Annotated in this window: 24 protein-coding genes; 8 read left to right on the plus strand and 16 right to left on the minus strand. The window is 72.3% G+C overall.

The genetic code is table 11. From position 1 onward, the window contains the following. Window positions 1-220: 220 nt before the first annotated feature. Together ACPA54_RS20945 and ACPA54_RS20950 are read right to left on the minus strand one after the other, a co-directional pair. A complete protein-coding gene (locus tag ACPA54_RS20945) occupies window positions 221-1,438 on the minus strand; it encodes a helix-turn-helix domain-containing protein (protein ID WP_423531964.1) in 1,218 nt (405 codons plus the stop codon). Window positions 1,439-1,484: 46 nt separating this feature from the next. Further along, window positions 1,485-2,147 carry an O-methyltransferase gene (locus ACPA54_RS20950; RefSeq protein ID WP_423531966.1) on the minus strand — a complete coding sequence of 221 codons (663 nt, stop codon included), beginning with the start codon at window positions 2,145-2,147 and terminating at the stop codon, window positions 1,485-1,487. 126 nt (window positions 2,148-2,273) lie between these two features. On the opposite strand from ACPA54_RS20950, the gene ACPA54_RS20955 reads away from it, so the two are divergent. Together ACPA54_RS20955 and ACPA54_RS20960 are read left to right on the plus strand one after the other, a co-directional pair. Continuing rightward, window positions 2,274-2,693, plus strand: a complete 420-nt coding sequence (locus tag ACPA54_RS20955; protein ID WP_423531967.1) for an ankyrin repeat domain-containing protein — start codon at window positions 2,274-2,276, stop codon at window positions 2,691-2,693. A gap of 91 nt (window positions 2,694-2,784) precedes the next feature. Continuing rightward, entirely contained in the window at window positions 2,785-3,483 is a 699-nt protein-coding gene (locus ACPA54_RS20960; protein WP_423531969.1) for a hypothetical protein, read from the plus strand. 4 nt (window positions 3,484-3,487) lie between these two features. On the opposite strand, the gene ACPA54_RS20965 is transcribed toward ACPA54_RS20960, so the two are convergent. From ACPA54_RS20965 to ACPA54_RS20980, 4 genes are all read right to left on the minus strand, one after another. After that, the gene (locus tag ACPA54_RS20965) at window positions 3,488-4,849 is read right to left on the minus strand and encodes a M16 family metallopeptidase (RefSeq protein ID WP_423531970.1); all 1,362 of its coding nucleotides are present in this window, start codon (window positions 4,847-4,849) and stop codon (window positions 3,488-3,490) included. After that, window positions 4,846-6,174, minus strand: a complete 1,329-nt coding sequence (locus tag ACPA54_RS20970; RefSeq protein WP_423531972.1) for a M16 family metallopeptidase — start codon at window positions 6,172-6,174, stop codon at window positions 4,846-4,848. The genes ACPA54_RS20965 and ACPA54_RS20970 overlap by 4 nt, the downstream gene beginning before the upstream one ends. 266 nt (window positions 6,175-6,440) lie before the next feature. Continuing rightward, the gene (locus ACPA54_RS20975; RefSeq protein WP_345675181.1) at window positions 6,441-6,869 is read right to left on the minus strand and encodes a type II toxin-antitoxin system Rv0910 family toxin; all 429 of its coding nucleotides are present in this window, start codon (window positions 6,867-6,869) and stop codon (window positions 6,441-6,443) included. Between the two features lie 235 nt (window positions 6,870-7,104). After that, on the minus strand, window positions 7,105-7,590 hold the full coding sequence (locus ACPA54_RS20980; RefSeq protein ID WP_423531974.1) for a winged helix-turn-helix transcriptional regulator: 486 nt from the start codon (window positions 7,588-7,590) through the stop codon (window positions 7,105-7,107). Window positions 7,591-7,795: 205 nt separating this feature from the next. Between ACPA54_RS20980 and ACPA54_RS20985 the strand changes: the two genes are divergently transcribed. The 4 genes from ACPA54_RS20985 (at window position 7,796) to ACPA54_RS21000 (ending at window position 12,528) form a co-directional block, all read left to right on the plus strand. Continuing rightward, a complete protein-coding gene (locus tag ACPA54_RS20985; protein ID WP_423531976.1) occupies window positions 7,796-9,247 on the plus strand; it encodes an MFS transporter in 1,452 nt (483 codons plus the stop codon). Between the two features lie 84 nt (window positions 9,248-9,331). Further along, complete coding sequence (locus ACPA54_RS20990) at window positions 9,332-10,015, plus strand: TetR/AcrR family transcriptional regulator (protein WP_423531977.1); 684 nt, start codon at window positions 9,332-9,334, stop codon at window positions 10,013-10,015. 1,103 nt (window positions 10,016-11,118) lie between these two features. Then, window positions 11,119-11,979, plus strand: a complete 861-nt coding sequence (locus tag ACPA54_RS20995) for an SCO6745 family protein (protein ID WP_345675177.1) — start codon at window positions 11,119-11,121, stop codon at window positions 11,977-11,979. Between the two features lie 129 nt (window positions 11,980-12,108). Then, window positions 12,109-12,528 (plus strand): SMI1/KNR4 family protein, encoded by a 420-nt coding sequence (locus ACPA54_RS21000; RefSeq protein ID WP_423532287.1) that lies wholly within the window; start codon window positions 12,109-12,111, stop codon window positions 12,526-12,528. A gap of 158 nt (window positions 12,529-12,686) precedes the next feature. Here the strand turns inward: ACPA54_RS21000 and ACPA54_RS21005 are convergent, their stop codons facing one another. Continuing rightward, on the minus strand, window positions 12,687-13,670 hold the full coding sequence (locus tag ACPA54_RS21005) for an STM4015 family protein (protein ID WP_423531980.1): 984 nt from the start codon (window positions 13,668-13,670) through the stop codon (window positions 12,687-12,689). A gap of 904 nt (window positions 13,671-14,574) precedes the next feature. Between ACPA54_RS21005 and ACPA54_RS21010 the strand changes: the two genes are divergently transcribed. Continuing rightward, window positions 14,575-15,000: a hypothetical protein gene (locus tag ACPA54_RS21010; protein WP_423531982.1), complete on the plus strand. Its 426-nt coding sequence runs from the start codon at window positions 14,575-14,577 to the stop codon at window positions 14,998-15,000. A gap of 101 nt (window positions 15,001-15,101) precedes the next feature. Next, the gene (gene recD2, locus ACPA54_RS21015) at window positions 15,102-17,375 is read left to right on the plus strand and encodes an SF1B family DNA helicase RecD2 (protein WP_423531983.1); all 2,274 of its coding nucleotides are present in this window, start codon (window positions 15,102-15,104) and stop codon (window positions 17,373-17,375) included. On the opposite strand, the gene ACPA54_RS21020 is transcribed toward recD2, so the two are convergent. From ACPA54_RS21020 to ACPA54_RS21060, 9 genes are all read right to left on the minus strand, one after another. Further along, window positions 17,368-18,207: an ABC transporter permease gene (locus tag ACPA54_RS21020; RefSeq protein WP_423531985.1), complete on the minus strand. Its 840-nt coding sequence runs from the start codon at window positions 18,205-18,207 to the stop codon at window positions 17,368-17,370. The two genes, recD2 and ACPA54_RS21020, sit on opposite strands and share 8 nt — an antisense overlap. Next, window positions 18,204-19,106 (minus strand): ABC transporter ATP-binding protein, encoded by a 903-nt coding sequence (locus tag ACPA54_RS21025; RefSeq protein WP_423531987.1) that lies wholly within the window; start codon window positions 19,104-19,106, stop codon window positions 18,204-18,206. The genes ACPA54_RS21020 and ACPA54_RS21025 overlap by 4 nt, the downstream gene beginning before the upstream one ends. Before the next feature lie 206 nt (window positions 19,107-19,312). Next, window positions 19,313-19,924, minus strand: a complete 612-nt coding sequence (locus tag ACPA54_RS21030; protein WP_423532288.1) for a response regulator — start codon at window positions 19,922-19,924, stop codon at window positions 19,313-19,315. 107 nt (window positions 19,925-20,031) lie between these two features. After that, window positions 20,032-21,240 carry a sensor histidine kinase gene (locus tag ACPA54_RS21035; protein WP_423531989.1) on the minus strand — a complete coding sequence of 403 codons (1,209 nt, stop codon included), beginning with the start codon at window positions 21,238-21,240 and terminating at the stop codon, window positions 20,032-20,034. 180 nt (window positions 21,241-21,420) lie between these two features. After that, a complete protein-coding gene (locus ACPA54_RS21040) occupies window positions 21,421-22,140 on the minus strand; it encodes a rhomboid-like protein (protein WP_423531991.1) in 720 nt (239 codons plus the stop codon). A gap of 6 nt (window positions 22,141-22,146) precedes the next feature. After that, on the minus strand, window positions 22,147-22,845 hold the full coding sequence (locus ACPA54_RS21045; protein ID WP_423531993.1) for a rhomboid-like protein: 699 nt from the start codon (window positions 22,843-22,845) through the stop codon (window positions 22,147-22,149). Between the two features lie 210 nt (window positions 22,846-23,055). Beyond that, window positions 23,056-23,898 (minus strand): CDP-diacylglycerol--serine O-phosphatidyltransferase, encoded by an 843-nt coding sequence (gene pssA / locus ACPA54_RS21050; protein WP_345675169.1) that lies wholly within the window; start codon window positions 23,896-23,898, stop codon window positions 23,056-23,058. After that, window positions 23,885-24,553 carry a phosphatidylserine decarboxylase gene (locus ACPA54_RS21055; RefSeq protein ID WP_423531995.1) on the minus strand — a complete coding sequence of 223 codons (669 nt, stop codon included), beginning with the start codon at window positions 24,551-24,553 and terminating at the stop codon, window positions 23,885-23,887. Before ACPA54_RS21055 ends, pssA begins: the two co-directional genes overlap by 14 nt. A 459-nt stretch (window positions 24,554-25,012) precedes the next feature. After that, complete coding sequence (locus ACPA54_RS21060; protein WP_423531996.1) at window positions 25,013-26,698, minus strand: N-acyl-D-amino-acid deacylase family protein; 1,686 nt, start codon at window positions 26,696-26,698, stop codon at window positions 25,013-25,015. Window positions 26,699-26,780: the final 82 nt, after the last annotated feature.

Below are 26,780 nucleotides of genomic sequence, written 5' to 3' on the forward strand. Positions count from 1 at the left end.
CGGTGGTGGGGCGGAGCGTCGTGGTGACGCCCGTGGCGGGATCGACCGAGTAGACCCGGATGGTCATGCGTGCGGCACGAGGTAAGCGTTCGGCGGCGGTCATGGCAGGCTCCCCGACTGGTTGGAAGGTTGCCTGCGACGCTAGGAACTGCCGGACCGCAGGCCCAGGGACGCCTTGTGCCAGCTTGTCGCCGGGGTGGGACGCGGTGTCCTACCCCGGCTATTCGGGTGCGATGTGCAACCGATCGGCCAACGCCGCCACCGGGGATGTCCGGCGGCGCTCGCGGATGTACAGGTCGGCGACGACGCGCCTCGAAGTGGCGTGGTAACGCATCCACTCTGGGGCGATGCGCTCGGCGGCAAGCAGGGCCGTGGTGGCGTGTGCGTCGTGGCCGAGGTCGACATGGGCCAGCGCGCGGTCGACATGGTGGCGGGCCTGCCAGGTGGGTGGCAGTGCGGTGACGGGGCCGATCCGCCGCACCGTGGCGAGGGCTTCGGCGGGGCGTTCCATTTCGACGAGTGCGTTGACCGTGGCGACTCCGGCGTTCGCCGGTCCGAACGGCGTGGCGTAGTCGAGCCGGTCGGTGCCGAGCCGGGTGGCGGCTGCGTTGGCGAGGCGGAGGAGATCGTCGGCGGCGTCCTGGCGTTCGGCACGGACGGCCGCGGACGCGGCGCGGAGCAGCAGGATGCCCCACAGCGAGACGTCGATGGCCGCCGACTTGGTCCACGATGGTTCGATGCGTTCGGCCGTGGCCTGGGCGACGTGCTGCGCGTCGTCGACCCGGCCTTGCTTGCTGAAGATCCAACTCAGCGTGCTCACGCCGATGATCTCCAGCCGGGGATCGTCGGACTGCCGGGCCGCGTCGCGGGCGCGTTCCATCGCGGTGAATGCCGCGTCCTCCTTGCCGAAGGCGGCGAGCGTGGTCGCGGCGACTTGGTAGGCCTCGCACAGCACGGCGAAGGACGCCGCGCGGTCGTCGCCGGTGTGCTCGCGCGTGGCCGACTTGGCGTCCGCGATCAACCGCGGCAGCACGGCGGCGATCTCGGACAGGCGGCCGTCGCGCCGGATGGTTTCCGTCGACCGCAACGCTGCCCGTAGTTCGGCGAGCGGCGGCGCGGCTTCGTCGGCGACCGCGGCTTCGTCGGCCAGCAGATCGGCGACCGGCGTCACCGCGCGGCGCAGCGCCAGCAGGCTGGGCAGCGTGCCGCGTTCGTCGGTCGCCTCGAACGTGGTCGGCTGTCCGAGCAACCGCGAGGTCTCGACATCCAGCGCCCGGGCGAGCCTGTTGAGCGTCGACAGCCGAGCCGTCAGGCGCTGCCCTTGTTCGAGCTTGCGCACGGTGTCCACCGACACCCCGGCTGCTTCGGCCAGTGACTCCTGGGTGAAGCCGCGACGCAGCCTGAGCCGTGCGATGCGATCCCCGATGCACTCCTGCATCCGCCAACCCCCAGACGCTCGACGCCTCTCAACCGTACGCCGCCTCTCACCCCTTCACCCGCGCCACCGTCAACCCGTCCGCCACCGGCAGGATCACCGCCTCCACCCGCGGGTCCTTCCGGACATGCTCGTTGAAGCGCCGGATTGCCGCCGGGGCTCCCGTCGCGGCCGGGTCCACCACCTGTCCGCTGAAGAGCACGTTGTCCGCCAGGACCAACCCGCCCGGGGTCATGCGCGGGATCAGTGCCTCCCAGTACCCGATGTACCCGTCCTTGTCCGCATCCACAAAGGCCAAGTCGATGTGCGGGTGGCTCGGCAGCGCGTTGAGCGTCTCGATCGCCGGGGCGATGCGCAGGTCGATCCGGTCGGCCACGCCCGCCTTCTCCCACGCCTCCCTCGCAACCGACGTCCACTCCTCCGACACGTCGCAGCACAGCAGCTTTCCGCCCTCGGGCAGCGCCCGCGCGATCGCCAGCGACGAGTACCCCGTGAACGTGCCGACCTCGACCGCGAACCGCGGCGCGACGACCGCGGTGAGGATGCTCAGGAACGTGCCTTGCTCCGGGGGGATCTGCATGCCGGACGGGCCCGCGAACGACCGGTGCGTGCGCTCGATCAGCTCCGCCTGCACCGGGTCCGGGGGCGTGGAGTGGTCGAGAATGTAGGTGTACAGCTCGTCGGTGATCCGGACGTTCTTGGACGTGTCCATCGTTCCTCCCACAGGGCCTCGGGCGCTTCGATCCTCCCAGCCGCCGGGTCGTTCGGTCCGGCATACGCGCCGGTGGGACAGGATGGGCGCGAGAGCCCCACGGCGAGCCAACGAACGGGAGCGGCCATGACCCGCGACAAGAACGAACCCTTCCAGCCCGATACGGACGACGAGGCCGCGATGGCCGACCTCGCCGCGCGCGTCTTCGGCGCCGCGCGGGCCGGCGACGCCGAGATGCTCGCCAGCTACGTCGACGCGGGCCTGCCCGTCGACCTGGCCAACGAGGCGGGCGACACGCTGCTGATGCTGTCCGCGTACCACGGCCACGTGGCATCCGTGCAGGTGCTGCTCAAGCGCGGCGCCGACGCGAACAAGGCCAACGACCGCGGCCAGACCCCGCTGGCCGGCGCGGTGTTCAAGAACGAGCCCGAGATCGCCCGCGCGTTGCTCGACGCAGGTGCCGACCCGGACGCGGGATCGCCGTCCGCGGCCGACACGGCGCGGATGTTCGGGAAGCAGGACATGCTTTCGCGCCCGGCCGGGTAGGTAGTCCGCGCCAAGCGACCGGATTCCGGGCCGGCGGAGCACCGGCCCGGGACCCGGAACCCAGCCACGACGCCGAGCGGAGGCGGTGGCCATGAGCGGCGCATGGGAGGCGGGGGAGGACCCCGCCGGTTTCGCGGCCCGGTTCGCGTTCGGGGCGGGCCTGCTGCACGTGCGGTCTGACCTGCCCGAAGCCATCGACGGATCGCTCACGCCGTGGAGCGACCGCTACCACGGGCTGGTGCTGCGCGTCCCGGGCGTGCGGCGGGTCCGCCGCCTCGAACTCGCGGGCGCCTTCGCGGGCGCGGAGCCGGACATCGTCGTCGAGCCGGGGGTGTTACCGGACCCGGCCCGCTACCTGACGCTCTACGACCTCAAGCATCCGCGCATCCCGGAGACCACCGCCTTTCGGGCGATGGCGGCTACCGGGGCCGACCCCGGTCTGGGCGACGGCGAGGCGGCCGGGCGGCTGGTCGCCCGGGAATGCCACCGCTGGCCCGGGGTGTCCGCCGCGCGGCTGTTCCCGGCGGGCGAGAAGCTGCTGCACCTGGCGGTGCAGGGCGAGGGGCCCGCCGTCCGGCGGTGGCTGGACGACGAGGCCGCGCCCGCGCTGCTCCGGGCCGCCGGGGTGGTCGGCGTCCGCTGGTTCGATGCCGGCGAGGGCCGCCACCTCATCCTCTGCGAACTCCAAGGACCGATCTGGCCGTTGCCGCCTGGTGTCGGCCCAGGGCTGGGCCCGGCGGTGTGGAGCGCCTACCGCCAGCAGTACGTGCGGCAGGCGCCCGGCGAGTGAACCGCTACTCCTCGGGGACGACCCGCGTCACCGCGAACCCGGCCGCTTCCAGGTCCGGTTCGACGACGGCCGCGTCGCCTTCGACGACGATGGTCAGCGCGTCCGGGCGCAGGTAGCGCCCCGCGGCCGCGTTGGCGTCGTCCCGGGAAGCCGCGACGACCTCGGCGTATTCGCGGGTCACGTGGTCGTCCGGCAGCCCGTGCACGACCGCTTCGCGCAGCCGGGCGCCGATGCCGCGCGGCGTCTGCAGGTGGATGGGCATGCTGCCCAGCACGTGCGCGCGAGTGGTGGTGAACTCGTCCTCGGTGATGCCGTCTTCACGCATCCGGCGAACCTCGGCGAGGGCGTCGGCCACGGCGTCGGCGGTCACTTCGGTGTGCACGGACGCCGCGACGGTGAAGGTGCCGATGCGGCGGCCGTGCAGGAACGACGCGCCCGCACCGTAGGTGTAACCCTTCACCTCGCGCAGCTGGTGGTTGAGGCGCGACGTGAACGACCCGCCCAGCACCTCCGCGAACAGGTCGATCGCCACCAGGTCGGGCGTGGACCGCGGCGGACCGGTGTGGCCCATGCGCAGCACCGACTGCACGGCGCCGGGCCGGTCGACGAGCAAGACCCGCACCTCGGAGGGCGGTTCCGGCATCGCGGGCACGTCCGCCTGACCGGAGGCGCCGGGGGCGTCGGCGAACACCGTGGCGGCCAGCGCGTCGAGGTCGACCGCGTCCAGGTCGGCGGCGACCAGCAGCGTGCCGGGCGCGGTCATGACCTTGGCGTGGAAGCCGCGGATGTCGTCGCCGGTGATGCGGGCGTTGCTCGTGGGCGTGCCGTCGAGCATCCGCCCGAACCTGCTCTCCGGGCCGAACAGGGCGCGCCGGTAGACCTGCTGGGACCGGGTGCCGGGCTGCGACCAGGCGTGCTGGAGCGAGGTGGCGACGTCGGCGAGGAAGCGGTCCACGTCCGCGTCGGTGAACGCGGGGCGGCGGACGGCCTCGGCGAGCAGGTCCACGCCCGCGCCGAGCAGCGCGGCCGGCACGTCGATGCCGATGCTCTGGGTCTCCCAGTCGTGGCTCCACGTCCAGCGGGCGCCCAGGCCTTCGACGGCGAGGCCGAATTCGTCGGCGGTGTACGAGCGGGTGCCCTCGTCGAGCAGTCCGCCGGTCACCCGGGCCAGGCCGTCCAGGCCGGCGGGGTCGTGCAGGGCGCCGCACTCCATGACGAGGCCCGCCCAGGCGATGGGGCGTCCGGGCAGGTGCGCGGCGACGATCTCGCCGCCGCCGGGGACGGCGATGCGGCGGACGTCGGGGAACACGTAGGGGCGCGGCGCGGTGCCCGTGGGGCGTTCGGCCACCAGGCGTTCGGCGGTCATGCGGCGCTCTCCTCGGCTTCGTCGGCCGTCCCGGCGGCGGATGCGGCGGGCAGGTAGGTCAGCACGATGCGGTTGTCGTCGCGGAACGTCTCGGCGGCGACGCGGGCGATGTCGTCGAGGGTCACGGCGTCGAGCAGGGCGATGCGGTTCCGGACGGCTTCCGCGTCGCCGAACCGGGTGGCGTACTGGCCGAGGGTGTCGGCGCGGCTGTTGACGGTGGCGAGTTCGCGGAACCAGTCGGCGGTGATCATCGCGCGGGCCCGGTCGAGTTCGGCTGGTTCGAGGCCGCCGCGGACGGCGTCGTCGCACACCTCGAAGTACGCGTCCACCACTGCGTCGGGCTCGATGCCGACACGCGGCGCGCAGGCGCCCATCACCATCGACGGGTAGTGCATCAGGCCCCACGAGGCCATGAACCCGGACTCGGCCTGTGCCAGCCGGCGTTCGCTCACCAGCGTGCGGTACAGCCGCGATCCGCGGCCGCGGCCGAGCACCGTGGTCAGCAGCTCGGCGGCGGGTGCGTCGGCGGAACCCCAGGCCGGGCCGCGGTGGCACAGGTAGATGCGCGGCATCGGCACGTCCTCGGTGAGCGTGACGCGCTGCGGGCTGCCGAACTGCCGCGGCAGCGGCTTGGCGTCCGGCTGCGGGACGGAGCCGCGCGGCTCCAAGCGGCCGAAGTAGCGTTCGGCGAGTGCCGCGACGCGTTCGGGGTCGACGTCGCCGACGACGGTGAGGACGGCGTTGTCGGGCGCGTAGTAGGTGTCGTGGAACGCGGTGAAGTCGGCCAGCGAGGCGCTGTCCAGTTCTGCCATCGAGCCGATCGTGGAGTGCGCGTAGGGGTGGCCCTCGGGGTAGGCGAGGCCGACCATGACCTCGGCCCAGCGGCCGTACGGCACGTTGTCGTACCGCTGGCGGCGCTCGTTCTTCACCACGTCGCGCTGGTTGTCCAGGGTCTCCTGGGTGAGCCCGAGGGATCCCATGCGGTCCGCCTCGAGCCACAGCGCGAGTTCGAGCTGCCCGGACGGCACGGTCTGGTAGTAGTTCGTGCGGTCCGGATTGGTCGACGCGTTGATCGCGTCGCCGCCGCGTGCCTGGATCAGAGCGAAGTGCTCGCCCTTGGCGACGTGTGCGGAACCCTCGAACATCAAGTGCTCGAAGAGGTGCGCGAATCCGTGCTTGCCGGGCGGCTCGTGGCGGGCGCCGACGTCGTACCAGAGGTTGACGGCGGCAAGAGGCACGGACGGATCGGGGCTGACCACCACGCGCAGGCCGTTCGCGAGCACGGACTGGTGGATGGGCCACCGGAAGGCGGCATCATGCGGCACGGCGGATCGTCCCTTCCGGGACGCCCCTGCACGGCACCGCGCCCCGCACCGACGGCCCACTCGGACGATCAGTATTCCAGCAGGTCGCGCCTGGCGGGGCGGCGTTCGGGCGCGGTTGTCCGGATACGCCCGTACCGGGCCGGCCGCGAGGGCCGACCCGGTACGCCGCGGACCCCGTCGCGGGTCACACGGAAGTCATGGCGGAACCGCACCCGGATCCGGAGCAGCTCAGGCCCGAGCCGAAGCTCGGGTCGTCAGGCTCGGGTTCAGGCGAACAGCGCCTGGAACTTCGCCAGCGACTCGACCAGGGCCTCCTGCGTGGCCTTGGTGACCTTGCCGGCCATCATCGAGACCGCGCCGCCCTTGACCTCGGAGTCGATCTTGAACAGCGTGCCTTCGCCGCTCGCCTCGACGATGAACGACTCGATCATGCTGACGCCCATCGGGCCCTTGCCGTCGAGGTCGAAGCGGACGCCCTCCTCGACGTTCTTGATCGTCCACTTGATGTCCGCCGGGAAGCCCATGAGCTTCATCTTCTCGTCGTACGCGACGCCGGCTTCGAGCTTCTCGGGGCCGCCCGCCGGGAACTCGACGTGCGGGACCATCCACTTGCCGAAGTCGGCGAAGTTCGTCAGCTGGGCCCAGACCGCGTCCGGCTTGGCGGCGATCTCGATCTGCTCGTTGATGACAGGCATGCGCATGGTCCTTCTGCTCGGCACGGGGGCGGGCGGACCGCCGCGTGCGGTTATCGCAGTTCCGGGTGGTGCGAGTGGTCCATCGAGGAGGGATTGCGCGTGTACCGGCGCGCACAGCCGAACCCCCGTCGGACCGGATGCCGCGAAGCTACCGCCGATATTTGGCACAGTCAATGGTGTCGGTGTCGGTCCGAGTGCGGGCTGTACAAGGGTTTTGGCGGTGGGTGGCCGGCCCTCAGGCGCCGTGCAGACGGGGCGGCAGGACCGTGCCGTCCGGGTCCCCCGGGCCCGGTGAGACGGTGAGCGCGGAACCGTCCAGCGCCTCTCCGCAGTGGTCGCACACCATCACGGCCGTGGTCGCCTGACCGCACGTTGCGTGCGTCACCACGACCGGCGGCCCGTCCGGCGCCGCCCACACGTCGCCCCACTGCCGCATCGCGGTCAGCACCGGCCACAGCGCGCGGCCCTTGGAGGTCAGCCGGTAGTCGTACCGCGGCGGATTGTCCTGGTACGCCTCACGCGCCAACACCCCGTGCTCCACCAGGTGTTCGAGGCGCTGGGTGAGCACGTTGCGGGAGATGCCGAGCCGGCTCTGGAAGTCGTCGAACCTGGTCACCCCGAAGAACGCGTCGCGGACCACGAGCATCGTCCACCACTCGCCTGCGACCTCCAGGAACTGGGCGATCGAGCACGGCATGTCTTCGAAGCTCTTGCGGCGCATGGGACCGAGGGTAGTGGGTTGTTTGACGGAACTCATCTCGGCCGAGTGGGTTGCGTGAAAAGACCCGGTGTCTCTACGGTGGGCGCATCCGGAGTGAGTTGTTTGATGGAACTCACCCGCCCGGCCTTCGGCTCCGGCCGTCCGCCGCGGTCTTCCTTCGGGCGCGCCTTCGTGTGCTTCCTTCGTGCTTCTTCTTGGGGGATCCATGTCCCAATCGGCAGCCCAGTCCGCCGCCCAATCGGCAGCCCAATCGGCAGCCCCGCCCGCCCGGGGGCTCGTCGCCGCCGTGGTGTGCTCCGGTGTCGTCCTGGTCAACCTCGACCTGTTCATCGTCAACGTGGCCGTGCCCGCGATGGCCCGCACCTGGTCCGGCGCGGATCTGGCCGATTTGTCGTGGGTCCTCAACGGCTACGCGGTCGTCTTCGCCGCCCTCCTCGTGCCCGCCGGACGCCTCGCCGACCGCAGCGGCCACCGCGCGGCGTTCCTCCGCGGCACCGCCCTGTTCACCCTCGCCTCGGCCCTGTGCGCGGCCGCACCCGGCGTCGCCTGGCTGGTCGCCGCACGGCTGCTGCAGGCCGGCGGGGCGGCGATGCTCGTCCCCGCGTCCCTCGGACTGCTGCTCACCACGACACCGCCGGAACGCCGCGCCGCGGTGGTCCGCGCCTGGGCCGCCATCGGCGGACTCGCCGCGGCGCTCGGCCCGGTTCTCGGCGGACTCCTCGTCGCACCGGGCTGGCGCTGGGTGTTCCTCGTCAACGTGCCGATCGGTATTGCCGCCGTGGTGCTGGGCGCGCGCGTGCTGCCGCGCTCGGCGGCGGCCGCCCGCACGCCGATGCCCGACCTGGCCGGCGCGCTGCTGTTCGTCGCGGCGGTTGCCGCGTTGGCGCTGGGCCTGGTCAAAGCGGAGGACTGGGGGTGGGGCTCGGTCCGCGTGCTCACTGCCCTGGCCGCCTTCGCCGTCCTCGGGACGTGGTTCGCCGTCCGCACCGTCCGGCACCCGCGCCCCCTCGTCGAGCCGGCGGTCCTGCGGGTCCGCGACTTCGCCGTGGCCGGGGCGGCGTCGGTCCTGTTCGGGACCGCGTTCGCGGGCATGCTGCTCGGCATCACGCTGTGGTGCCAGGACGTGTGGGGCTGGTCCGCTCTCACCACCGGACTCGCCTTCACCCCGGGGCCGTTGCTCGTCCCGCCGACCGCGGTCCTGGCCGGGAAGTGGGCGCCGCGCATCGGCGCCGGCCGGATCGCGGCCGCGGGCGGCGTGGTCTTCGCCGCCGGGACGCTGCTGTGGGCGCTCGGCCTCGACGCCGACGGCACCTACGCGGCCGCGATGCTGCCGGGCCTGCTGCTGACCGGGCTCGGTGTCGGCCTGATGCTGCCCACGCTCGTCGCCGCCGCGGCCACCGCGCTGCCCGCGAGCCACGCCGCGACCGGATCGGGCGTGGTGACGATGCTGCGGCAGATCGGCGCGGTGCTGGGGGTGTCGGTGACGGTGCTGCTGCTGGGCTCGTCCGCCTCGGCGGACGGCTACACGCACGTCTGGTACCTGCTGGCGGCGGTGTCGTCGGCGGCCGCGGGTGTGGCGCTCCTGATCCGGCACCGGGTGGAGGCGCCCGCGCGGGCCGGTGCGGCGGAGGCGGGACAGGAGGCCGGGGTTGGTTGACGCTGCGTCAGGGGTCGTTCACCAAGATCCACTTGTCCCCCCGGTAACGATCCGCCGATGGCTTCCGTCCAGCAGACTTGGCGCATGACGAACGACCCCGCGGAGCACTCCGCACGCGCCGGGCGGTCCCGCCGCCCGTCCGGCGCGACCCGCTCGCCCCGAACCCCCGGCCCGCCGAACGCCGCCGAGAAGATCCTCGCGTCCGCCGTGGAACTCTTCCGCGAACGCGGCCCGGCCGCCGTCTCGCTGCGCGAAATCGCCCGGCACGCGGGGGTCAACTACGGGCTGATCCACCACTACTACGGGACCAAGGAAGGCGTCCTCGCCGCCGTCTTCCGGATGTCCGCGGAACGCGGCGAACGCGTCCTCGACGACGTCGCCGACTCCGCCACCGCCCTCGCCATCCTGGCCCACGACCCGCGCGCCTTCGCCCGCATGCTGGCCTTCGCGGTCCTGGAAAGCGACAGCTCCCAGGTCTTCGAATCGGAAACCCCCGGCATCCGCAAACTCCGCGAACTCATCGAACACGAGTGGACCCAGTCCGCGGCCGGCACCCTGCCCCCGCCGTCCACCCGAACCGCCTTCGACCCGCGCGTCATCGCCGCGACCTCGGTGCTGACCGTGCTCGGCTGGAGCCTCCTGTCCAGCTACCTCGTCCCCGCATCCGGCCTCGCCGAACGGGACCCGGACGACCTGCACGCCGAGGTACTCGAGGTCCTGCAGTGCCTGATCCGGGCCACGGCCCCGGGCCGGACGCAGACCCCGTGAGCGCACTCTGACCTGCCTCCCACCTCTCTCCGAGCTGTCTCGGACCTGCCTCGTCGGATGCGCCGCCGCCGCGCATCCGGTCGCAAGCCCCGGAACGACACGGCTGGGCGCGCCGCCCCGCACCCGGCCGGGGGTGGGGTGTGGATCGACACCGCGGGGGGGAGCTTGCTCCGGCGCCGGTGATGGAGTGGTCAGACCTCGGACCTCGGACCTCGGACCTCGGACCTCCACGCTGCCCGACGAACGACCGTCGGCGACGCGGATCGATCACGGCGTGGCCGGACCCCCACTGTGCCGACGAACGACCGACAGCGGGCCTGGCCTGTTCCGGCGCCATCACCTCGCCTCCGGCCCCCCTGGCCGCGATCACTCGCTCCAGAACACGGCCGCATTCGGCGGACCTGCCCGTGCTCACGCCGCTGCGGCATCCCCACGAACCCGGCCTCCGCCGCTACCGAGCAGGTCGCGCAGGTCCGGGTTTGGTGCTGCAAGCTGCGGCCGTGGGTCCTGCGCCGATCTCCGCTACCGAACGCGCGCACGGGTGTTGTGTGGCTGTGTCTGCCGCCGAACGTAGGCACTCCGAGCGGGAAGGGGGCCGCGCCGGCCCGGCGCGAGACCCGGCGCAACGAACCGGGGTGGCGCGGGGTGGTCCCCCGTCCGACTGCCCATCGCCGCCCCGGGTCGCCGTCCGCAGCGCACGCAGGAGTCGGACGACACCGTGGCCCGCGCCTGGCCGGGTGAGTGTGGACCTGCCCTCGTGCCGACTCCGGCTCCGGCCTGGGCGTGGTCTGCCAGGTCCGCGTCCTCCGGTGCCGGTCGATCTGTCTGCGGGCACGGCTCGCTTGCCGGCCTCAGCCTCGGTCGCCCCGGTCGCCCGGGTCGTGGCCGGCGGCTCGGGTCCCGGTCGGCCTGGTTTCCGCTTCCTCGTCGGCGTCCCCTCTCCGTTCTCGGCCTACGCCTTGCCCGCCGCCCGGACTGCCGGTCGCCCTCGGCTCGGGCCGGGGCCCGCCGCGGTGTTCCGGCCCCGGGCCGGTCCCCGGTCGCGGTGGCGCGTGGGCCGCGGCGCAGAATGGGAGGCGCCACCATCGAGCAGAGGAGGGCCCGTGACCGTCGACTCGCATCCCGCACGCCGGCTCTGGACCGCCGTCGAGCCACTCCACGCCGTCGTCTACTTCGCGCCGGAAGTCGCCGACGCCGCCGCGGCCGTCGGGCTCAAGGGCTGGTACATGAGCTACTTCGCCGGCCGTGCCGCGCCCCTCGGCGCGGTCGGCCCCGAGGCGGTCACCGCGATGTTCTTCGGCTTCGCGCCCGCCAAGGTCAGCCGCGCGCTGCCCGACGCGTGGGACTTCGCCACCCCGCGCGCGGTCCTCGCCAGCCGCCTCGAAGCCGTCGACCGGGCCCTGGCCCGCGCACTGCCCGAAGACGCCGACCTCACCCGGCTTGCCACGCTCCTCGAACACGCCGCCGGAGGCTGCGACTTCGGCGCCCGCCCGCTCGCCGCTGGGTGGTCCGGCGTCCGGCTCCCCGACGACGCGCACCCGCGCCTGCGCGCGTGGCTCGCCGCCACCGTGCTGCGCGAACACCGCGGCGACGGCCACGTGCTCGCCTCCGTCGACCACGGCCTCGACGGCCTGCAAGCCTCCATCACCCACAGCGCCACCGGGCTGACGGACGGCCAACGCGTCCAGATCAGCCGCGGGTGGACCGAAAAGCAGTGGGAACGCGCCCTCGTCGACCTGATCGGCCGCGGCGTCGTCGACACCGACGGCAACCTCACCGAATCCGGCATCGCGCTCCGCACCGCCGTGGAGGAAGCCACCAACCGCCTCGCCTCCGCCCCCGTCCGCACCCTCGGCGAGTACGCGGTCGAGGAAGCCATCGCCCTCGCGGCGCCTTTGTCCCGCCACCTCTTCGACACGTCCGAAATCCCGCTGCCGAACCCGATCGGCGTGGGGCGCCCGTAGGACCGACTGCGGTCGAGCCCCGAACCGACCACGCGTGCATGTTCCGGCCCGCAGGACCCGGCCGCGCACGTGAGCGGCCGTCATTAGGCCGCACCCATGGGCGATGAATCGGGCGGTGGCGCAGGCTCGATGCGTGCCTGGCGGGATCTGCTGCAGCGCTGGAGTGACGATTGGCTCGACCCGGTCCTGCACGAGCAGGAGCGAGCCGAGCCCTTTCCCGACGACATCCGCCGGGCCCGTTGGCTGGGTGCGGGCGGCGCGACGATCCAGGATCTCGACGCTCTCGAAGAACGCGTGGGCGCCGAACTGCCGCCGACCTACCGGCGGTTCCTGCTGACGACCGATGGGGGCTCGACACCGCCGAGTCCGTCGAACGGATCCTGCCCGTCGGCGAAGTGGGCTGGACACGGGACTTGGACGCCGCCCTCGTCGCGGGCTGGACCGACGGAAACCGCGATGCCACCCGAGTCGACGACGAGGACTACGCCGTCTACGGGGAGGCCCAGGACCCGTCCACGATCCGGCCGGAGTATCTGCCGCACACGGTGAAGATCAGCCACACCGAGCACGCGGCCAGACCTCGATCCCCGTCGCGCACATCGCGCGATGGTGCCGCCGAAGGCCGAACAGACCCCGATTGCCGCGCGCAGCCGGGGCGTCGCGCGTGCCTCCGCGGTTCCGCAACCCCGGACAAGCAGCGGTTTCGGCTACTCGGAAACCTCGACGTAGCGCCAGACCTCGTCGTCGCCCATGTCCTCTTCCTCTTCGACGTCGTCGAGGCCGAGGACGATGCCGGGAAGAGCCGCCGCCAGGCGGTCGCGCATGCGCTTGGTCATGAAGTGGTGGTTGACGAAGAGCTGGTCGAGGTGGGTGAGCGGCTGACCGGTGAGCAGGGCCTCGGCGCCTTCGTCGCCGAGCGTGCCCATCGACAGGTCGAGCCGGCGCAGGCGGGAGACGATCGGGGCCGCGGCGACGGCTGCGGCGATCTCGTCCTGGATCTCGCTGTTCATCAGGCCGAGGGTGGTGAGTGCGGGCAGTCCGCGTCCTTCGAGGATGCCGGCCAGGTCGGCGATGGTGGCGTCGCCGCCGTACTCCTCGACGCCGAGCCACAGTTCGAGGGATTCCAGGGCCGGGAACACCGACGCGCCGACGGCGCGCACCACGTCGTCCGGGAGACCGCCGCTCTGGAACTCCAGGTGCCGTAGCGCCGTGTGTTCGACGGGGTCGAGGACGAGCATCGAGCCGCCCTTGACGATCAGGGTCTCCAGGCGGGGGAATGCCCGCAGCAGCGGCGTGATGTTGCTCTGCTGGATCCAGGAGATCTCGTTCTCCTCGGACCAGATGTCGCCGAAGAACAGGTGGCGAAGCGCAGGCAACCGGTCCGCGTGCGCGAGGAGTTCGTCGACGACGATGCGCGAACTCGTGTCTCCGGCACCCCAGCAGCCGATGACGATGGCGCGCACCTGCGTGATGTCGACCGCGGCGACGAAGCGCGCGAAGTGCTCGGGGAAGGTCTCGGACGGCCGGTACGCCGGTATGCGCAGGCTCCAGGCGGCTTCGTGCGCGGCGGGCAGCGGCTGCGGGTCCGGGGTGGGGGCGCCGGCGCGACGGGTGTCCTTCGTCTGTGGAAGGTCGTGCAGGCAGGCGACGGGCAGGCCGCCGAAGGTGTTCTCGTGCCCGTAGGTGTCCATGGCGGGGCGTCCTTCGCGGTGGTGTGGCGTGCGGGTGGGGGGGACTTGCTTACCAGGGCGGACTGCCGCCGGACTTCGTGGCGTCCGGCCGGTGGCCGGTCGAGCGTGGGGGCGGGTTGATCGCGGTCGGTGAATTTGGTGTCGGACGAGTCGATATAGCCCCGCGCGTCGGCTCGTGAACCGGTCGCGGCCGGTCGGCTGCGGTGCGGGCCCGCCGCCCAAAGCCTGCGACGCCGGACGGCGCAGCGCGGTACTCGGCTCGTGGGCTGGTCACGAGCGGGTGGCGATCTTGCGGTGCCGGCCTTCGGCGCTCCCATGCCGCCGCGCGGAACGGCCGTGCCGCCGCGCGGAACGGCCGTGCCGCCGGTCACCACGTGGCGCCGGCCCGTACCGGGGCCGCCGCGCCCGGGGCCCTGACCACGGGTGGGGTGGAGCTGCGTCGGACCAACCGACCACCTTCGCGCCGCCGTGCGGGTGGCGCGTCGGTTCCGCGCGGAATCGCGCGGCCGGCGCTGCGGGGGAGGCTGTGGTGAGCTTCCGGTCGAGCCCGGGGCAGCCGGCGCGAGGCCTGGTGCGGGGTTTGTAGCATGCCCGGATGATCGGTCGGAGACCCGGGATCGCCGGGGTCGTGGTGGTTGTTGCCGGGCTGCTGCTCGGTGGGTGTTCGGGTGGGGGACGGGGCTCGGCCGCGTCGTCGGTGCGGTCGGAGGCTCCGGCTTCCGCGTCGGCGGTGCCGTCGGCGTCGGTGCCGACGGCGAGCGGGGCGCCTTCTGCGGAGGCCTCGGCGGGGTCGGGGGCCACCGGGGTGTCGCCCTCTGCGACGGGCGGGGCGGCGCAGGGGCTGGACGGGATCCAGGCGCGGTGGCTGGAGTGGGTGGCGTCCCAGCCGCAGGGGAGTGATCCCGTGTCGGACACCAGCGGGGCGTATTGCGGGCGCGGACAGCACGGGGACGTGTGGCTGGTGGCGGGGTCGTTCGGGGAGACCGTCAGGCGCAAGTGCAGCGTGCCGGCGGGGACGCGGATCGCCGGGCCCGCACTCAACCTGTGGGCGACACCGGCGGACGAGTGCAATGCCTGGCTGGCCGAAGGCGTGGTGGCCGTGCGGCTGGACGCCGAGGACGTCCCGGTGACGACGATCGCGGCCGAGCCGGTGACGTTCAGCGGGGTTGCGGACAACGTCGTTTCGGGGCGGGCGGGCAAGGTGCGGACCACCGTGTGCGGGCTGTGGTTTTCCGCGGGGCCGTTGTCGCCGGGGGAGCACACCTTGTCGATCGTGGGGAAGAACGGCACCTTCCGGCTCAACGTCGCGTACACGCTGACCGTGCGCTGAGCACGGAAGCAGTGGCCTGTGGTGCAAGGCTGTTGGTTTTGTCCCCAGGGTGGCCGGTGGTTGTCCACCCCTGTCCGCGGCAGTGGATAGCCTCGGGCGCTATGAGTACCGGTGCGTTTCCGGGTGCCGCGGGCGGCATTGCCGGGGCCCCCGCCGAGCGGGTGGGGGCGCGGCTCGATGCCGTGTTGGAGCGCGTCACCTATCAGAACGACGACAACGGGTGGACGGTCGCCCGCGTCGACACCGGGCGCGGCGGCGGTGACCTGCTGACCGTCGTCGGGCCGCTGCTCGGGGCGCAGCCGGGGGAGTCGCTGCGGCTGTGGGGCCGCTGGGGCAGCCATCCGCAGTACGGGCGGCAGTTCCTCGTGGATTCCTACGAGACCGTGCTGCCCGCAACCGTGCAGGGCATTCGGCGCTACCTCGGCTCCGGGCTCATCAAGGGCATCGGGCCGCGGATCGCCGACCGGATCGTGGAGCACTTCGGCGCGGACGCGCTGGACGTCATCGAGCAGGACGTCGCCCGGCTCATCGAGGTGCCCGGACTCGGGCCCAAGCGCCGCGACTTGATCGCCGCGGCGTGGGAAGAGCAGAAGGCCATCAAGGAAGTCATGGTCTTCCTGCAGGGCATCGGCATCTCCACCTCGCCGGCGGTGCGGATCTGGAAGCAGTACGCCGAGCGGTCGATCGACATCGTGCGCAACGAGCCCTACCGGCTCGCCGCCGACGTGTGGGGCATAGGGTTCAAGACGGCGGACACGATCGCCCGAGCCGTCGGCATCCCGCACGATTCGCCGCAACGCGTCAAAGCCGGGCTGCAGTTCACGCTGTCGGAGGCCGCCGACAACGGCAACTGCTACCTGCCGCAGGACCAGCTCGTCACCGACGCCGTGGCGATACTCGACGTGCCGCCGGGCCTGGTGGCCCGCTGCCTCGACGAACTCGCCGAAGAGGAAGGCGTGGTCCGGGAGGAGATGCCAGGGCCGGTCACCCCGTCCGGGTCGCAGGGGGACCCGGTGCGGGCGGTGTACCTCGTGCCCTTCCACCGTGCGGAGATCTCGCTGGCGGGTCGGATCCGGGCGCTGCTGAACACGCCCGACGACCGGCTCGGCGCGTTCCGGAGCGTCGACTGGGGCCGGGCGCTGGCCTGGCTGCACAGCCGCACCGGCACCGAACTCGCCCCCGAGCAGGAAGCCGCCGTCCGCCTGGCCCTCACCGAGAAGGTCGCCGTGCTGACCGGCGGCCCCGGCTGCGGGAAGAGCTTCACGGTGCGCTCGGTCGTCGAACTGGCCGTGGCCCGGAAGGCGAAGGTGGTGCTTGCCGCCCCCACCGGGCGGGCCGCGAAACGCCTGTCCGAGCTGACCGGCGGCGAAGCCGCGACCGTGCACCGGCTGCTGGAACTCAAACCCGGCGGCGACGCCGCCTACGACCAGGACCGGCCGCTCGACGCCGACCTCGTGGTCGTCGACGAAGCGTCCATGCTCGACCTCCTTCTCGCGAACAAACTCGTCAAAGCCGTCCCGCCCGGCGCCCACCTGCTGTTCGTCGGCGACGTCGACCAGCTCCCCAGCGTCGGCGCGGGCGAAGTGCTACGGGACCTGCTCGCCGCGCAGCCGGTGCCGCGGGTGCGGCTGACCCGGGTGTTCCGCCAGGCCCAGAAGTCCGGTGTGGTGACCAACGCGCACCGGATCAACGCGGGCCGCCCGCCGGTCACCGACGGCCTCGCCGACTTCTTCCTGTTCCCCGTGGAAGAAGCCGAGGACGCCGCGAAACTGACCGTGGACGTGGTCGCCGAACGCATACCGCGACGCTTCGGCCTCGACCCGCGCCGCGACGTGCAGGTGCTCGCCCCGATGCACCGGGGGCCGGCCGGGGCCGGCGCCCTCAACCTGCTCCTCCAGCAGACCCTCACGCCCGGCCGCCCCGGTCTCGCCGAGAAGCGCTTCGGCGGGCGCACATTCCGCATCGGCGACAAGGTCACCCAGATCCGCAACAACTACGACAAGGGCTCCTCCGGAGTGTTCAACGGCACCGGCGGTGTCGTCACCGGCCTCGACCCGGTCGACCAGACGCTGACCGTCCGCACCGAGGAAGACGAGGACATCGCCTACGACTTCGCCGAACTCGACGAACTCGCGCACGCCTACGCCGTCACCATCCACCGCTCGCAGGGCAGCGAGTACCCCGCGGTGGTCGTCCCGCTGACCACGAGCGCGTGGATGATGCTGCAACGCAACCTGCTCTACACGGCCGTCACCCGCGCCAAGAAGCTCGTCGTCCTGGTCGGCTCGCGCCGCGCCCTCGGCCAAGCCGTGCGCACGGTGTCCGCCGGGAAACGCTGGACCGGTCTCGACCACCGCCTCGGCCGGGTCAACTGACGTCGCGCCGGACGGTCCGCCACCAGCCGGCCGCGAACGGCACCAGCACCCACAGCGCCGCGGCCGTGCCGACCCGCGCCCACTCCGTCGCCGATATCGCCGCCGGATCGCCGAGCGGCCCGAACGCCTGACCCGGGTTCAGCCAGCCGAACGGCCGCTCCAACGCGCCGATCGTGCCGCTCAGGATGCCCAGCACCGCCGGTATGCCGAACAGCGTCAGGATCGACAGCGTCGCGTTCGCCAGCAGCATGCCGAGCGCCAGGCCCATCGTCACCGACAAGCCGGTGTCGAGGAGACTCGTCGCCACCAGCCGGCCCGACGGCAGCCGGCCGACATCCGCGCCGACCTGCCCGGTCGCCCGGCCAAACGCATGGCCGCCCAACGCCGCGACGAGGCCGACGCCCACGCCCACGGCCGTCAGCACCAGCATCGCCAGCCACTTGGCGACGACCGTGCGGCCCCGGTCCGGCACCAGCGCGAACGTCGTCAGCGCCGTCCGCTGCGTCCACTCCGCGCACATCGCCACGGCCGCCACCACCGGCAGCAGCACGGCGACACCGGTCTGCGACGCGGAGAACAGGCCCGCCGCGTCGCGCTCGTCGCGGTCCGCCGCGAACACGACCAGGCACACCATGCCGACCGTCGCCGCGAGGATCACCGCGAACACCCAACGCCCCGACCGGGTATCGACGGTCTTGCGCAACTCCAGCGCGACAAGAGTGCGCTGCGGCACCGGGGGAGCGGCGTCGAGGAGCCGCCCCGGGGTGCTCGCGACCGGGCCGAGCCCGCCCGCGGGAATCTGACCCCGTGGTGTCGTACGGACCTTCATCATGCGCCCTCCCCGGCCTCCGGCGAACCGGTCAACGACAGGAACAACTCCTCCAGCCCGACCCCCGCGGTGCCGTGCAGCTCCGCGAGCGCCACCCCGGCGCGCGCCGCGGCGCGGCCGACCAGGGCCGGCTCGGCGTCCACGACGAACGCCCGGTCGGCCCGCGCCTCGCGGACCGCCAAACCGTCCGCCGACAAGGCGGACCGCAGCGCCGCCGGATCGTCCGCGGCACGCACCACCGCACCCGAACGCCCCTGCGTCAGCTCGTCCTTCGCACCCTGCGCGACCAGCCGGCCCCGGGCGATCATCACGAACCGGTCCGCGACCGACTCGACCTCGAACAGCAGATGGGACGACAGCAGCACCGTCCCCCCGCGATCCGCGAACCCGCGCAGCAGCCCGCGCATGTGGTGGATCCCCTCCGGATCCAGCCCGCTCGACGGCTCGTCCAGAATCAGCACCGCCGGATCGCCCAGCAGCGCCTGGGCTATGCCCAGCCGCTGCCGCATGCCGAACGAATAGCCGCCCACCCGGCGCTTCGCCGCCGACGCCAACCCCACCTCGTCCAACACCGCGTCGACCCGGGCATCCGGCACGCCCTGAGCGCGCGCGGCGAGCAGCAGCGTCTCGCGGCCGCTGCGCCCCGGATGGCGTGCCGCCGCGTCGAGCAGCACGCCCACATGCCGCCCCGGATTGGGGATCGTGCGATACGGCACGCCGAGCACCGAGGCCTGCCCCGCCGTCGGCGCGGTCAGCCCGCAGATCATCCGCATGATCGTCGACTTGCCCGCGCCGTTGGGCCCGAGGAACCCCGTGACGGTGCCCGGCGCGCACGTGAACGACACGTCCCGGACGGCGTGGTGGTCGCCGTACCGCTTGCTGAGTTTCTCGACCTGGATCATGCCTTCGAGCGTGCTCGCCGGCCCCGGGCCGGGGCAGCGGCCAGAGGTCGAGACCTGCGTCGACTTCGGGTGAGAATCCACCCGCCGCAAGTCGGTGCCCGGTCAGACCGACGATTCAGACCGACGACCGGACGCCGCAGGCCCCGGAGAGGACCCCACCGCCAGGGCCCGTGGCCAAAGATCGGCGGCCCGGCACGGGAATCGACCTACCGCGGTGGTTCAGCGTCATGCACCAGGATCGCGATCTGCACCCGGTTGTTGAGATCCAGCTTCGTGAACACCCGCGATACGTAAGCCTTCACCGTCGCGACGCTCAGCGACAGCGCCCGCCCGATCTCCGCGTTGCCGAGGCCCTTGCCGACGAGTTCCGCGACGTCGCGTTCGCCGGGCGTGAGGCGTCCCAGCAGCGCCTGTGCGCGGTCGCGGCGCGGGTCGGCGCCGGTCTCCGCGACGAAGTCCATCATGCGGCGCAGCACCGACGGCGACAGCATGGGTTCGCCGCCCGCGACCTGCCGGATCGCCCGCACGATCTCGGCGGGCGGCGTGTGCTTGAGGAGAAAACCGCCGGCGCCCGCGCGCAGCGCCCGCAGCACGTGGTCGTCGGTGTCGAACGTCGTCATCACGACCACCTGCGGCGCATCCGGCAGCGCCCGCAGCCGCGCGGTGGCGGTGAGGCCGTCCATGCCGGGCATGCGGATGTCCATCAGGACGACGTCCGGCCGCAGTTCGCGAACCGCCGCGGCGACGCCGGTGCCGTCCGCGGCCTCGCCGACCACCGCGATGCCGGGATCCACGGACAACATCATGGACAGCCCCATGCGGACAAGCGCGTCGTCGTCCACGATCAGGACGCGCACCGGCGCGGCGTCGTCGGAGGTTGCCTGCTCGGCGGGGACGTGGTCCGTCGCGGACGGTTCGTGGGAGGTCACGGGCTCCACGGTAGCCATGCCCGGAGCCGGAATTCTCCCTGTTCGTGCCCGTGTTCGAGCCGTCCGCCGACCAGCGCGACGCGTTCGCGCAGCCCGATCAGCCCGACTCCCGCACCGGGCAAGGCCGGTGGCACCACCAGCCGGTCGACCGTGGGCGGGTGGTGCAGCGAATTCGCGATTTCGACGGTCAGCGTTCCGGGTGACGCCACATCGACCAGGACGCGCACCGGCTCGCCCGGCGCGTGCTTGCGCGCGTTCGTCAGCCCTTCCTGCACGATCCGGTACGCATGCCGCCCCACCCGCGGCGGCACCGCCTCCGCATCCGCGCGCCCTCCGTCGTACGCGACCGCGATCCCGGTGCGCCGCGTCTCCTCGACCAGCCCGGGCAGGTCGGCCAGCGTCGGCTGCGGCCGGTCCGCATCGTCGGCGCCCCCGGCCGGGCCGCCGTCCGGCCCGTCCGTACGCAGCATGCGGATGACGTCGCGCAGGTCTTCCAGCGCCTCGTGCGCGCATTCCCGGATGATCCCGGCCGCGCGGGTCTGCGCGGTCTGCGTGCCCCCGGCGAACTCCAGGGCGCCCGCGTGCACCGCGAGCAGCGAGATGCGGTGCGCGAGCACGTCGTGCATTTCGCGGGCTATGCGCTCGCGTTCCAGGTGCCGGGCTTCCTCGACGCGCAGGCGCTGCTCTTCGTCGGCCTGCCGGGCACGCTCCTTCAACGAGCCGACCAGGCGGCGCTGCGACCGCAGCAGCATGCCGGAGGTGAGCGCCACCGCGTCCAGGAACAGGAAGGTGCCCGCACCCTGCGCGTAGTCGTGCCAGGACGACGACGCCGGCCAGAACAGCAGCAGCACCAGCAGCGCGTGGGCGCCCGTCACGGTCAGGGCGATCCGCGGCCGGCGCGCCGCCGCGGTGCTGCACAGCGCGGCCAGCGTCGCCCCCGCTGCCGCGGGCGCGATCAGCCCGACCGGGATGAACGGCACGGCCAGCCCGGTCGGGAACTGGCGCCGGTACAGCAGCAACAGCACGGCCGCGCCCAGCCCGACACCGATGTGGAGGCCGAGGGTGTCACGGAGGCCCGGGTCGTCGACGAGGCTCGCGAGCAGCAGCAGGGTGCCAAGCACGAGGGCGCACAGGGTGACGGCCGCGTCGACCGCCCATAGGCGGGCGGTCCGCGGAGCCGGGAGCAAACGTCGCAGGTCGGGCACCCGACGAGACTAGCCACGCGGTCCGGCGGCGCAGAACAGCCGCAGGTCTACAGCCGCATCGACCTTGGTCGACGGTCTGGGGCCGACGGTCCGGATCCGAGCGTCCGGATCCGAGCGTCCGGATCCGAGAGTCGGGATCCGGCAGTCCGGATCCCGCCGCCGCCACGGGAGCCGAGCGGATCACGCCCCGGCGGGCCGCCGCACCGGAGCCTTGTGCGGCCGAGGCCGCCGCGCCCACAGTGTCCGCGCGGTGACCGCCGGGTCCCAGGTCCCCTTGCCGCGGGCCAGCGGGTAGCAGGCCAGGCCGAGGAGGACCGATGTGAAGTGCCCGATGTCGGTGAAGGTCGTCCCGTCGACGAACGGGATGCTCACCGACAGCATGATTCCGGCCAGGTAGAGCCAGCGCCACGGCCGCGCGACGTACCAGACGAGCACGCCCATGACCGCTTTCAGCCCGTAGCTCACGCCCACGTCCACCACGTCGCGCAGGCTGCCGGGCAGCGCCCCCGCGTGGATCCCCAGCAGTACGAGCCCCTGGCTCAGGTACGTCGCGCCGACGTGCCCGATGACCACGACCGACAGCCACCGCCACGTGCCCAGCCACCGTTCCGCGACGGCGTGGAAGACGGTGAACATGATCGCGTAGTGCACCAGTCCGCCGCCGCTGGTCCACAGCGCGCTGCCGACCAGCACGTGCACCGGGTCGGAACTGAGGTGGTCGATGTTGGTGCTGCGCTGCTTCAGGAAGACCTCGCGCGCGTCCTCCGGCAGCGAGTTGTAGATGAAGGTGGTGATGAAGAGGATCAGGTACCAGATGTACGTTCCCGGCGCCGACTTGATCCAGTCGCGGACGAAGTGGGCGACGCGGGCCACCGTCCGCCTGGTGTCCGTCAGCCGCACGGCACGTCACCTTTCGGGAGATTTGTACAAAATCCTCCCTGAAAGCCTCCCAGACAGCCGCAGAGTCGGCGCGTTCCAGCGCGGCAGGTCCTTCACCAACTCGTAGCAGGCGAGCCCGATCAGCACGGATGTCACATGCCCGGCCGAGGTGAAGTCGCGGTCGACGTAGACCGGCACCCCGACATACGCGCCGAGCAGCGCCAGGTAGCACCACCGCAGCGGCCCGCCGAACCGGTAGAACAGCACGCCCGCGATTGCCATCAGCGCATAGCTCGGCCCGACGTCCACCGCGTTGCGCAGCCGCACCGGCAGCGTCCCGAACTTGATGCCCAGCAGCACCAGCGACTGGCTGAGGTAGGTCGCGCCGACGTGCCCGAGCACCGCGACCGACAACCAGCGCCACGTGCCCATCCACCGTTCCGCGATCGCGAAGATCAGCGTGAACATCACGGTGAACTTGACGAGGTGCGGGCCGTCCGCCCACACGGCGCTCGCCGTCAGCACTTCCACCGGATTCTGGTTCAGGTGCTTGATGTTCGTGCTGCGCTGCTTGAGGAACGACGTTCTGCGGTCCGGATCGAGATGCAGGTACACGTACGTCGTCACATAGAGCACCAGCAGCCAGATGTACGTGCCGGGCGCCGAAGCCGCCCAGTCGTGCACGCCGCGGAGCCCCCGCCCCGCCGCGCGGACCGTACGCCCCATCCCTCCGCCCTTCCTCGACGCCTTCGGGTGGGTCGTGCCCCACCGTGCACCGTCCGGAACTCCCGGCACCGCCGGAAGTCCCCGCACCGCCGGAACTCCCGGCACCCCCGGAACTCCCGGCACCTCCGGAACTCCCGGAAACGGCCGACGGCCCCGGCCGAAGCCGGGGCCGTCGCCCGTACGTGTCCTACCGCCGTACCGCGAGCGCGGTCAGCGGATCATCCGGACGCCGATGAAGCGCGCACCGCGTCGCGTCATCGCCGCGACCGGAATGCTCATCGCGAGGCAGATCTGCAGGCTCGCGCCCATCATCAGCATCGAGTCGCCGCCGGGGGAGTCGGTCGCCCACAGCGTCAGGCAGCTCACGCTCGCCGCGATGAACAGCATGGTCAGAAGCGCCAGCTTGCCCTGCGGCTTCGGGTACTCGATCCGGCTCACCATCAGCCACGCGGTGGTCAGGATGCCCGCCGCGGCCACCGCGAACGGCAGGTCCAGCAGCACGATCGACACCACCGTCAGCGCGCCCATCGGGATCGGCATGCCCTGGAACACCCCGGGGCGGCCCGGCGTCGACGCGAACCGGGCGAGCCGCAGCACACCCGCGATCAGCACCGCGAGCGCCACCAGCACGGCCGGCGTCTTGCCCGGGCCGAGCGGCACCGCCGCCCACGTCACGACGAAGAACGCGGGCGCCACACCGAACGTGATCACGTCCGCGAGGTTGTCCAGCTCCGCGCCCAGCGCCGAGCGGCGCAGCTTGCGCGCCACCAGGCCGTCGCACAGGTCGAACAGCGCGCCGATCAGCATCAGCACCACGGCCGCGCCGGCACTGCGCCGGTCGGCGGGGACGCCATAGCCGTCCATGTGCTGCGCGACCGTCGCGACCGCGAGGAAGTACACCGCGAGGAAACCGCACGCGGCGTTGCCGAGCGTCAGGACGTCGGCGGCCGAGATGCGCGACGAGAGAGGGGTCTCCTCGTCGACGCAGTCGATCTTGGGGATCGGCCGGTCGTCGCCGAACTCGGCGATCTGGTCGAAATCAATCCCGGTCAAGGCGTGTCTCCCCGGCTTGCGTCCGCTGTCCCACGGTGACCGCCGGCTCGACGCCGGGCGGGAGGTACACGTCGACGCGCGATCCGAACCGGATCAGGCCGATCCGCTCGCCGACCGCCACCTCTGCTCCGGGCTCCAGGTACGGCACGATGCGCCGCGCCACGGTCCCGGCGATCTGGACGAGCTCGATCTCGCCGCGTGGGGTGTCGAACACCCACACCACGCGCTCGTTGTTCTCGCTCTCCTTGTTGAACGCCGGGATGTAGCCGCCCGGCTTGTGCTCGACGGACTTGACGACACCCGTCAGCGGAGCCCGGTTCACGTGCACGTTCAGCGGGCTCATGAAGGTGGCGACCCGGATCCGGCCGTCCGGCCAGGGGTCGATGCTCTGCACGACGCCGTCCGCGGAGGCGATGATGCCGTCCGTGCCCGGAGTGCGCTCCGGGTCGCGGAAGAACCACAGCATGCCGCCGGTCAACGCCAGCGTCGGCACGGCCGCGAAGGCCCAGCGCCGGGAGCGGAGCGCCGCGCAGCCGGTCACCGCGGCCGTCAGCGCGGTCGGCACCAGCCAGGGGGAAGCCCCCTTGGCGAGGCGCACGGCCGGGCGGCGCGGCGGTGTGGCTGCGGAAGTCGGCGCGGGGGAATCGTCACTCATCGAGAACCTTTGTCGGGGGCGTGCCCGTGATTGGCGGGCGGCATTCGGCGGATGCTACCTAGACTGAGGGTCGTTGCGCTCCCCACCTCGGCCACTCTTTGACCGCGGGAGCACGGAAAAATCACCAAAATCGGATGGTTCTGGGATCTTTCCTGGCCGGGCACACGGCCGGAGGGATGCCCGATCGTGCCTGCTCGTGCCTTCCAGGTTGCCCTCCGGATACGCCCCGTGCCAAATCCCCTCCCTCGGAAAGACGCTCCGGCCAGGCGTTTCGAGCCGTTCATGCCATCTGTTTCGCGTTCTGTTACACGAGCGTGACAAACGCCGGGCCGGGCAAGGTGCCCGACCCGGCGTTTGGCCGTGGTCATGCGGGGGCGCGGTACGGCGTCTGCCGCGCGCAGGGTGTTTCGACCGCCCCCGCTTCCCCTCTCGGTGCCGCTCCGGACTCCGGTGTGCGGGTCAGGCGCTGCGACCGATCATCGTGCCGGGCCGCTCCCCGGTGGGTTCCGCGCCCAGGACGGTCGGCACGCCGCGGACGACGGTCGCGCGGACGCCGGAGTTGCCGCGGCTGAAGCGCCACGACCCGTCGGGGTTGTCGTACAGCTTGATCTCGGGCCGCACCTCGATCTCGTCGAGGGCGAACACCGTGAGGTCGGCGGCCTTGCCTTCGGCGATGACGCCGCGGTCCCGCAGGCCGAAGTAGCCGGCGAGCTTGCCGGTCAGGTTGTGCACGGCCTCCTCGACGCTCAGCAGGCCCGCGTCGCGCACGTAGTGGGTGAGGAGGTAGACGTTCTCGCCCGAGCCGCAGAAGAGCTGGAGGTGCGCGCCGGAGTCGTTGATGTTGGTGAGCGTGTGCGGCTCCTTGAACAGGTCCGCGACGACCGGCTCGTCGAACTCGTCCGGGATGCCCTTCATGCAGGACTTGAGGCCGTTGGCGATGATCCAGTCGGCGAGCGCGTCGGAGAGGTGCTTGCCTTCCTGCTCGGCGTAGGCGCGCCACGAGATGTCCAGCGGGCCCGCGCCGGTCTCGGAGATCGCGAAGATGAGCGACTCGGGGCGGTCCAGGCGGGACGTCGACGAGCTGATGCGGTTGTCGTAGTCCTCGCGGGCCTGCGCGCGCCACTCCGGGTCGGCGAGGACGGCGAGCTTGGTCTCGGCGGGGCCGTTGATCCACTCGTTCCAGGCGGCGACCCGCTGGAAGGTCAGGGCGCGCTCGAAGTTGAAGAACGGCTCGAGGGGCTTGTGCGGGACGTTGGGCCAGAAGTCGATGCCCTGCTCGCGCAGCCGGCGGTGCAGCGCGATGGTCTGCTCGCGCAGGTAGTCCTCCCGCACGGTGGAGGGGATGGCGGTCCACTGCCCGCGCACGCCGCGCGGGCCGCAGATGCGCGCGAACCGCTCGACGTCCCCGTCGATGTTCTCCGGCTCGTTGAACCGCGTGATCATCTGCAGGGTGGCGCCGGGGTGCTTGGCCAGCACGTCGATCAGGGCCTCGAACTCGGCGTCCTCGGCGAGCCGGGTCGGGACCAGCTTGAGGTAGCGGTCCTTGTCGAAGACGTTGGTCGACAGGCCGATCGCGCCGTGGCTGAGGGACTCGTCGAGCAGCTCGGCCATCGCGGCGATTTCGTCCGGCGTGGCGGCGCGCGCCCAGGCGGCTTCGGCACCCATGACGGTCGTGCGCAGCGTGAGGTGTCCGACGAAGCCCGCGACGTTGACGGTGGTCCGCTGGCCTTCGCAGGCCTTGCGGTACTCGGGCCAGCGCTCCCAGGTCCACGGCACGTTGTTGTGGAACGCGTCGAGGGGGAGGTCCTCGAGGAAGGTGAACAGGTCCAGGACGGGGCCGCGGGCGCTCTCCTTCAGTGGGGCGACGGACATGCCGCAGTTGCCGAAGACGACGGTGGTGGTGCCGTAGGCGGGCAGCGGGTCCAGGTCGGGGTTCCACCACATCGCGCCGTCGACGTGGGTGTGGGCCTCGATGAAGCCGGGTGCGACGTACGCTCCGGACGCGTCGATCTCCGGCTCGCCGCGCGACGCGAGGTCGGGGCCGACCTCGGTGATGAGGCCTCCGGTGACGCGTACGTCGGCGCGGTAGGCGGGCGCGCCTGTGCCGTCGACGACCGTTCCTCCACGTACCAGCAGATCGGCCATGGCCGTCTCCTCGCTTCCTTGCCGCGGTGCTCGGGCGGGGGAGGCGGCTCCGAGGGGGGCGGCCTCACTTCCGGTTACGATG

It is taken from the genome of Uniformispora flossi (assembly GCF_049534875.1).
Taxonomy (GTDB): domain Bacteria; phylum Actinomycetota; class Actinomycetes; order Streptomycetales; family Streptomycetaceae; genus Yinghuangia; species Yinghuangia aomiensis.

What these genes read in the sequence shown, in the direction of transcription:
- ACPA54_RS21020 (WP_423531985.1), bottom strand. Translation starts at nt 18,207, where the DNA reads ATGATGAAGGTCCGTACGACACCACGGGGTCAGATTCCCGCGGGCGGG.
- ACPA54_RS21025 (WP_423531987.1), bottom strand. Translation starts at nt 19,106, where the DNA reads ATGATCCAGGTCGAGAAACTCAGCAAGCGGTACGGCGACCACCACGCC.
- ACPA54_RS21000 (WP_423532287.1), top strand. Translation starts at nt 12,109, where the DNA reads ATGCGTGCCTGGCGGGATCTGCTGCAGCGCTGGAGTGACGATTGGCTC.
- ACPA54_RS21005 (WP_423531980.1), bottom strand. Translation starts at nt 13,670, where the DNA reads ATGGACACCTACGGGCACGAGAACACCTTCGGCGGCCTGCCCGTCGCC.
- ACPA54_RS21030 (WP_423532288.1), bottom strand. Translation starts at nt 19,924, where the DNA reads ATGGGGCTGTCCATGATGTTGTCCGTGGATCCCGGCATCGCGGTGGTC.
- ACPA54_RS20950 (WP_423531966.1), bottom strand. Translation starts at nt 2,147, where the DNA reads ATGGACACGTCCAAGAACGTCCGGATCACCGACGAGCTGTACACCTAC.
- ACPA54_RS20980 (WP_423531974.1), bottom strand. Translation starts at nt 7,590, where the DNA reads ATGCGCCGCAAGAGCTTCGAAGACATGCCGTGCTCGATCGCCCAGTTC.
- ACPA54_RS20945 (WP_423531964.1), bottom strand. Translation starts at nt 1,438, where the DNA reads ATGCAGGAGTGCATCGGGGATCGCATCGCACGGCTCAGGCTGCGTCGC.
- ACPA54_RS20975 (WP_345675181.1), bottom strand. Translation starts at nt 6,869, where the DNA reads ATGCCTGTCATCAACGAGCAGATCGAGATCGCCGCCAAGCCGGACGCG.
- ACPA54_RS21060 (WP_423531996.1), bottom strand. Translation starts at nt 26,698, where the DNA reads ATGGCCGATCTGCTGGTACGTGGAGGAACGGTCGTCGACGGCACAGGC.
- ACPA54_RS20985 (WP_423531976.1), top strand. Translation starts at nt 7,796, where the DNA reads ATGTCCCAATCGGCAGCCCAGTCCGCCGCCCAATCGGCAGCCCAATCG.
- ACPA54_RS20960 (WP_423531969.1), top strand. Translation starts at nt 2,785, where the DNA reads ATGAGCGGCGCATGGGAGGCGGGGGAGGACCCCGCCGGTTTCGCGGCC.
- recD2 (WP_423531983.1), top strand. Translation starts at nt 15,102, where the DNA reads ATGAGTACCGGTGCGTTTCCGGGTGCCGCGGGCGGCATTGCCGGGGCC.
- ACPA54_RS21045 (WP_423531993.1), bottom strand. Translation starts at nt 22,845, where the DNA reads ATGGGGCGTACGGTCCGCGCGGCGGGGCGGGGGCTCCGCGGCGTGCAC.
- ACPA54_RS21055 (WP_423531995.1), bottom strand. Translation starts at nt 24,553, where the DNA reads ATGAGTGACGATTCCCCCGCGCCGACTTCCGCAGCCACACCGCCGCGC.
- ACPA54_RS20955 (WP_423531967.1), top strand. Translation starts at nt 2,274, where the DNA reads ATGACCCGCGACAAGAACGAACCCTTCCAGCCCGATACGGACGACGAG.
- ACPA54_RS20990 (WP_423531977.1), top strand. Translation starts at nt 9,332, where the DNA reads ATGACGAACGACCCCGCGGAGCACTCCGCACGCGCCGGGCGGTCCCGC.
- ACPA54_RS20965 (WP_423531970.1), bottom strand. Translation starts at nt 4,849, where the DNA reads ATGACCGCCGAACGCCTGGTGGCCGAACGCCCCACGGGCACCGCGCCG.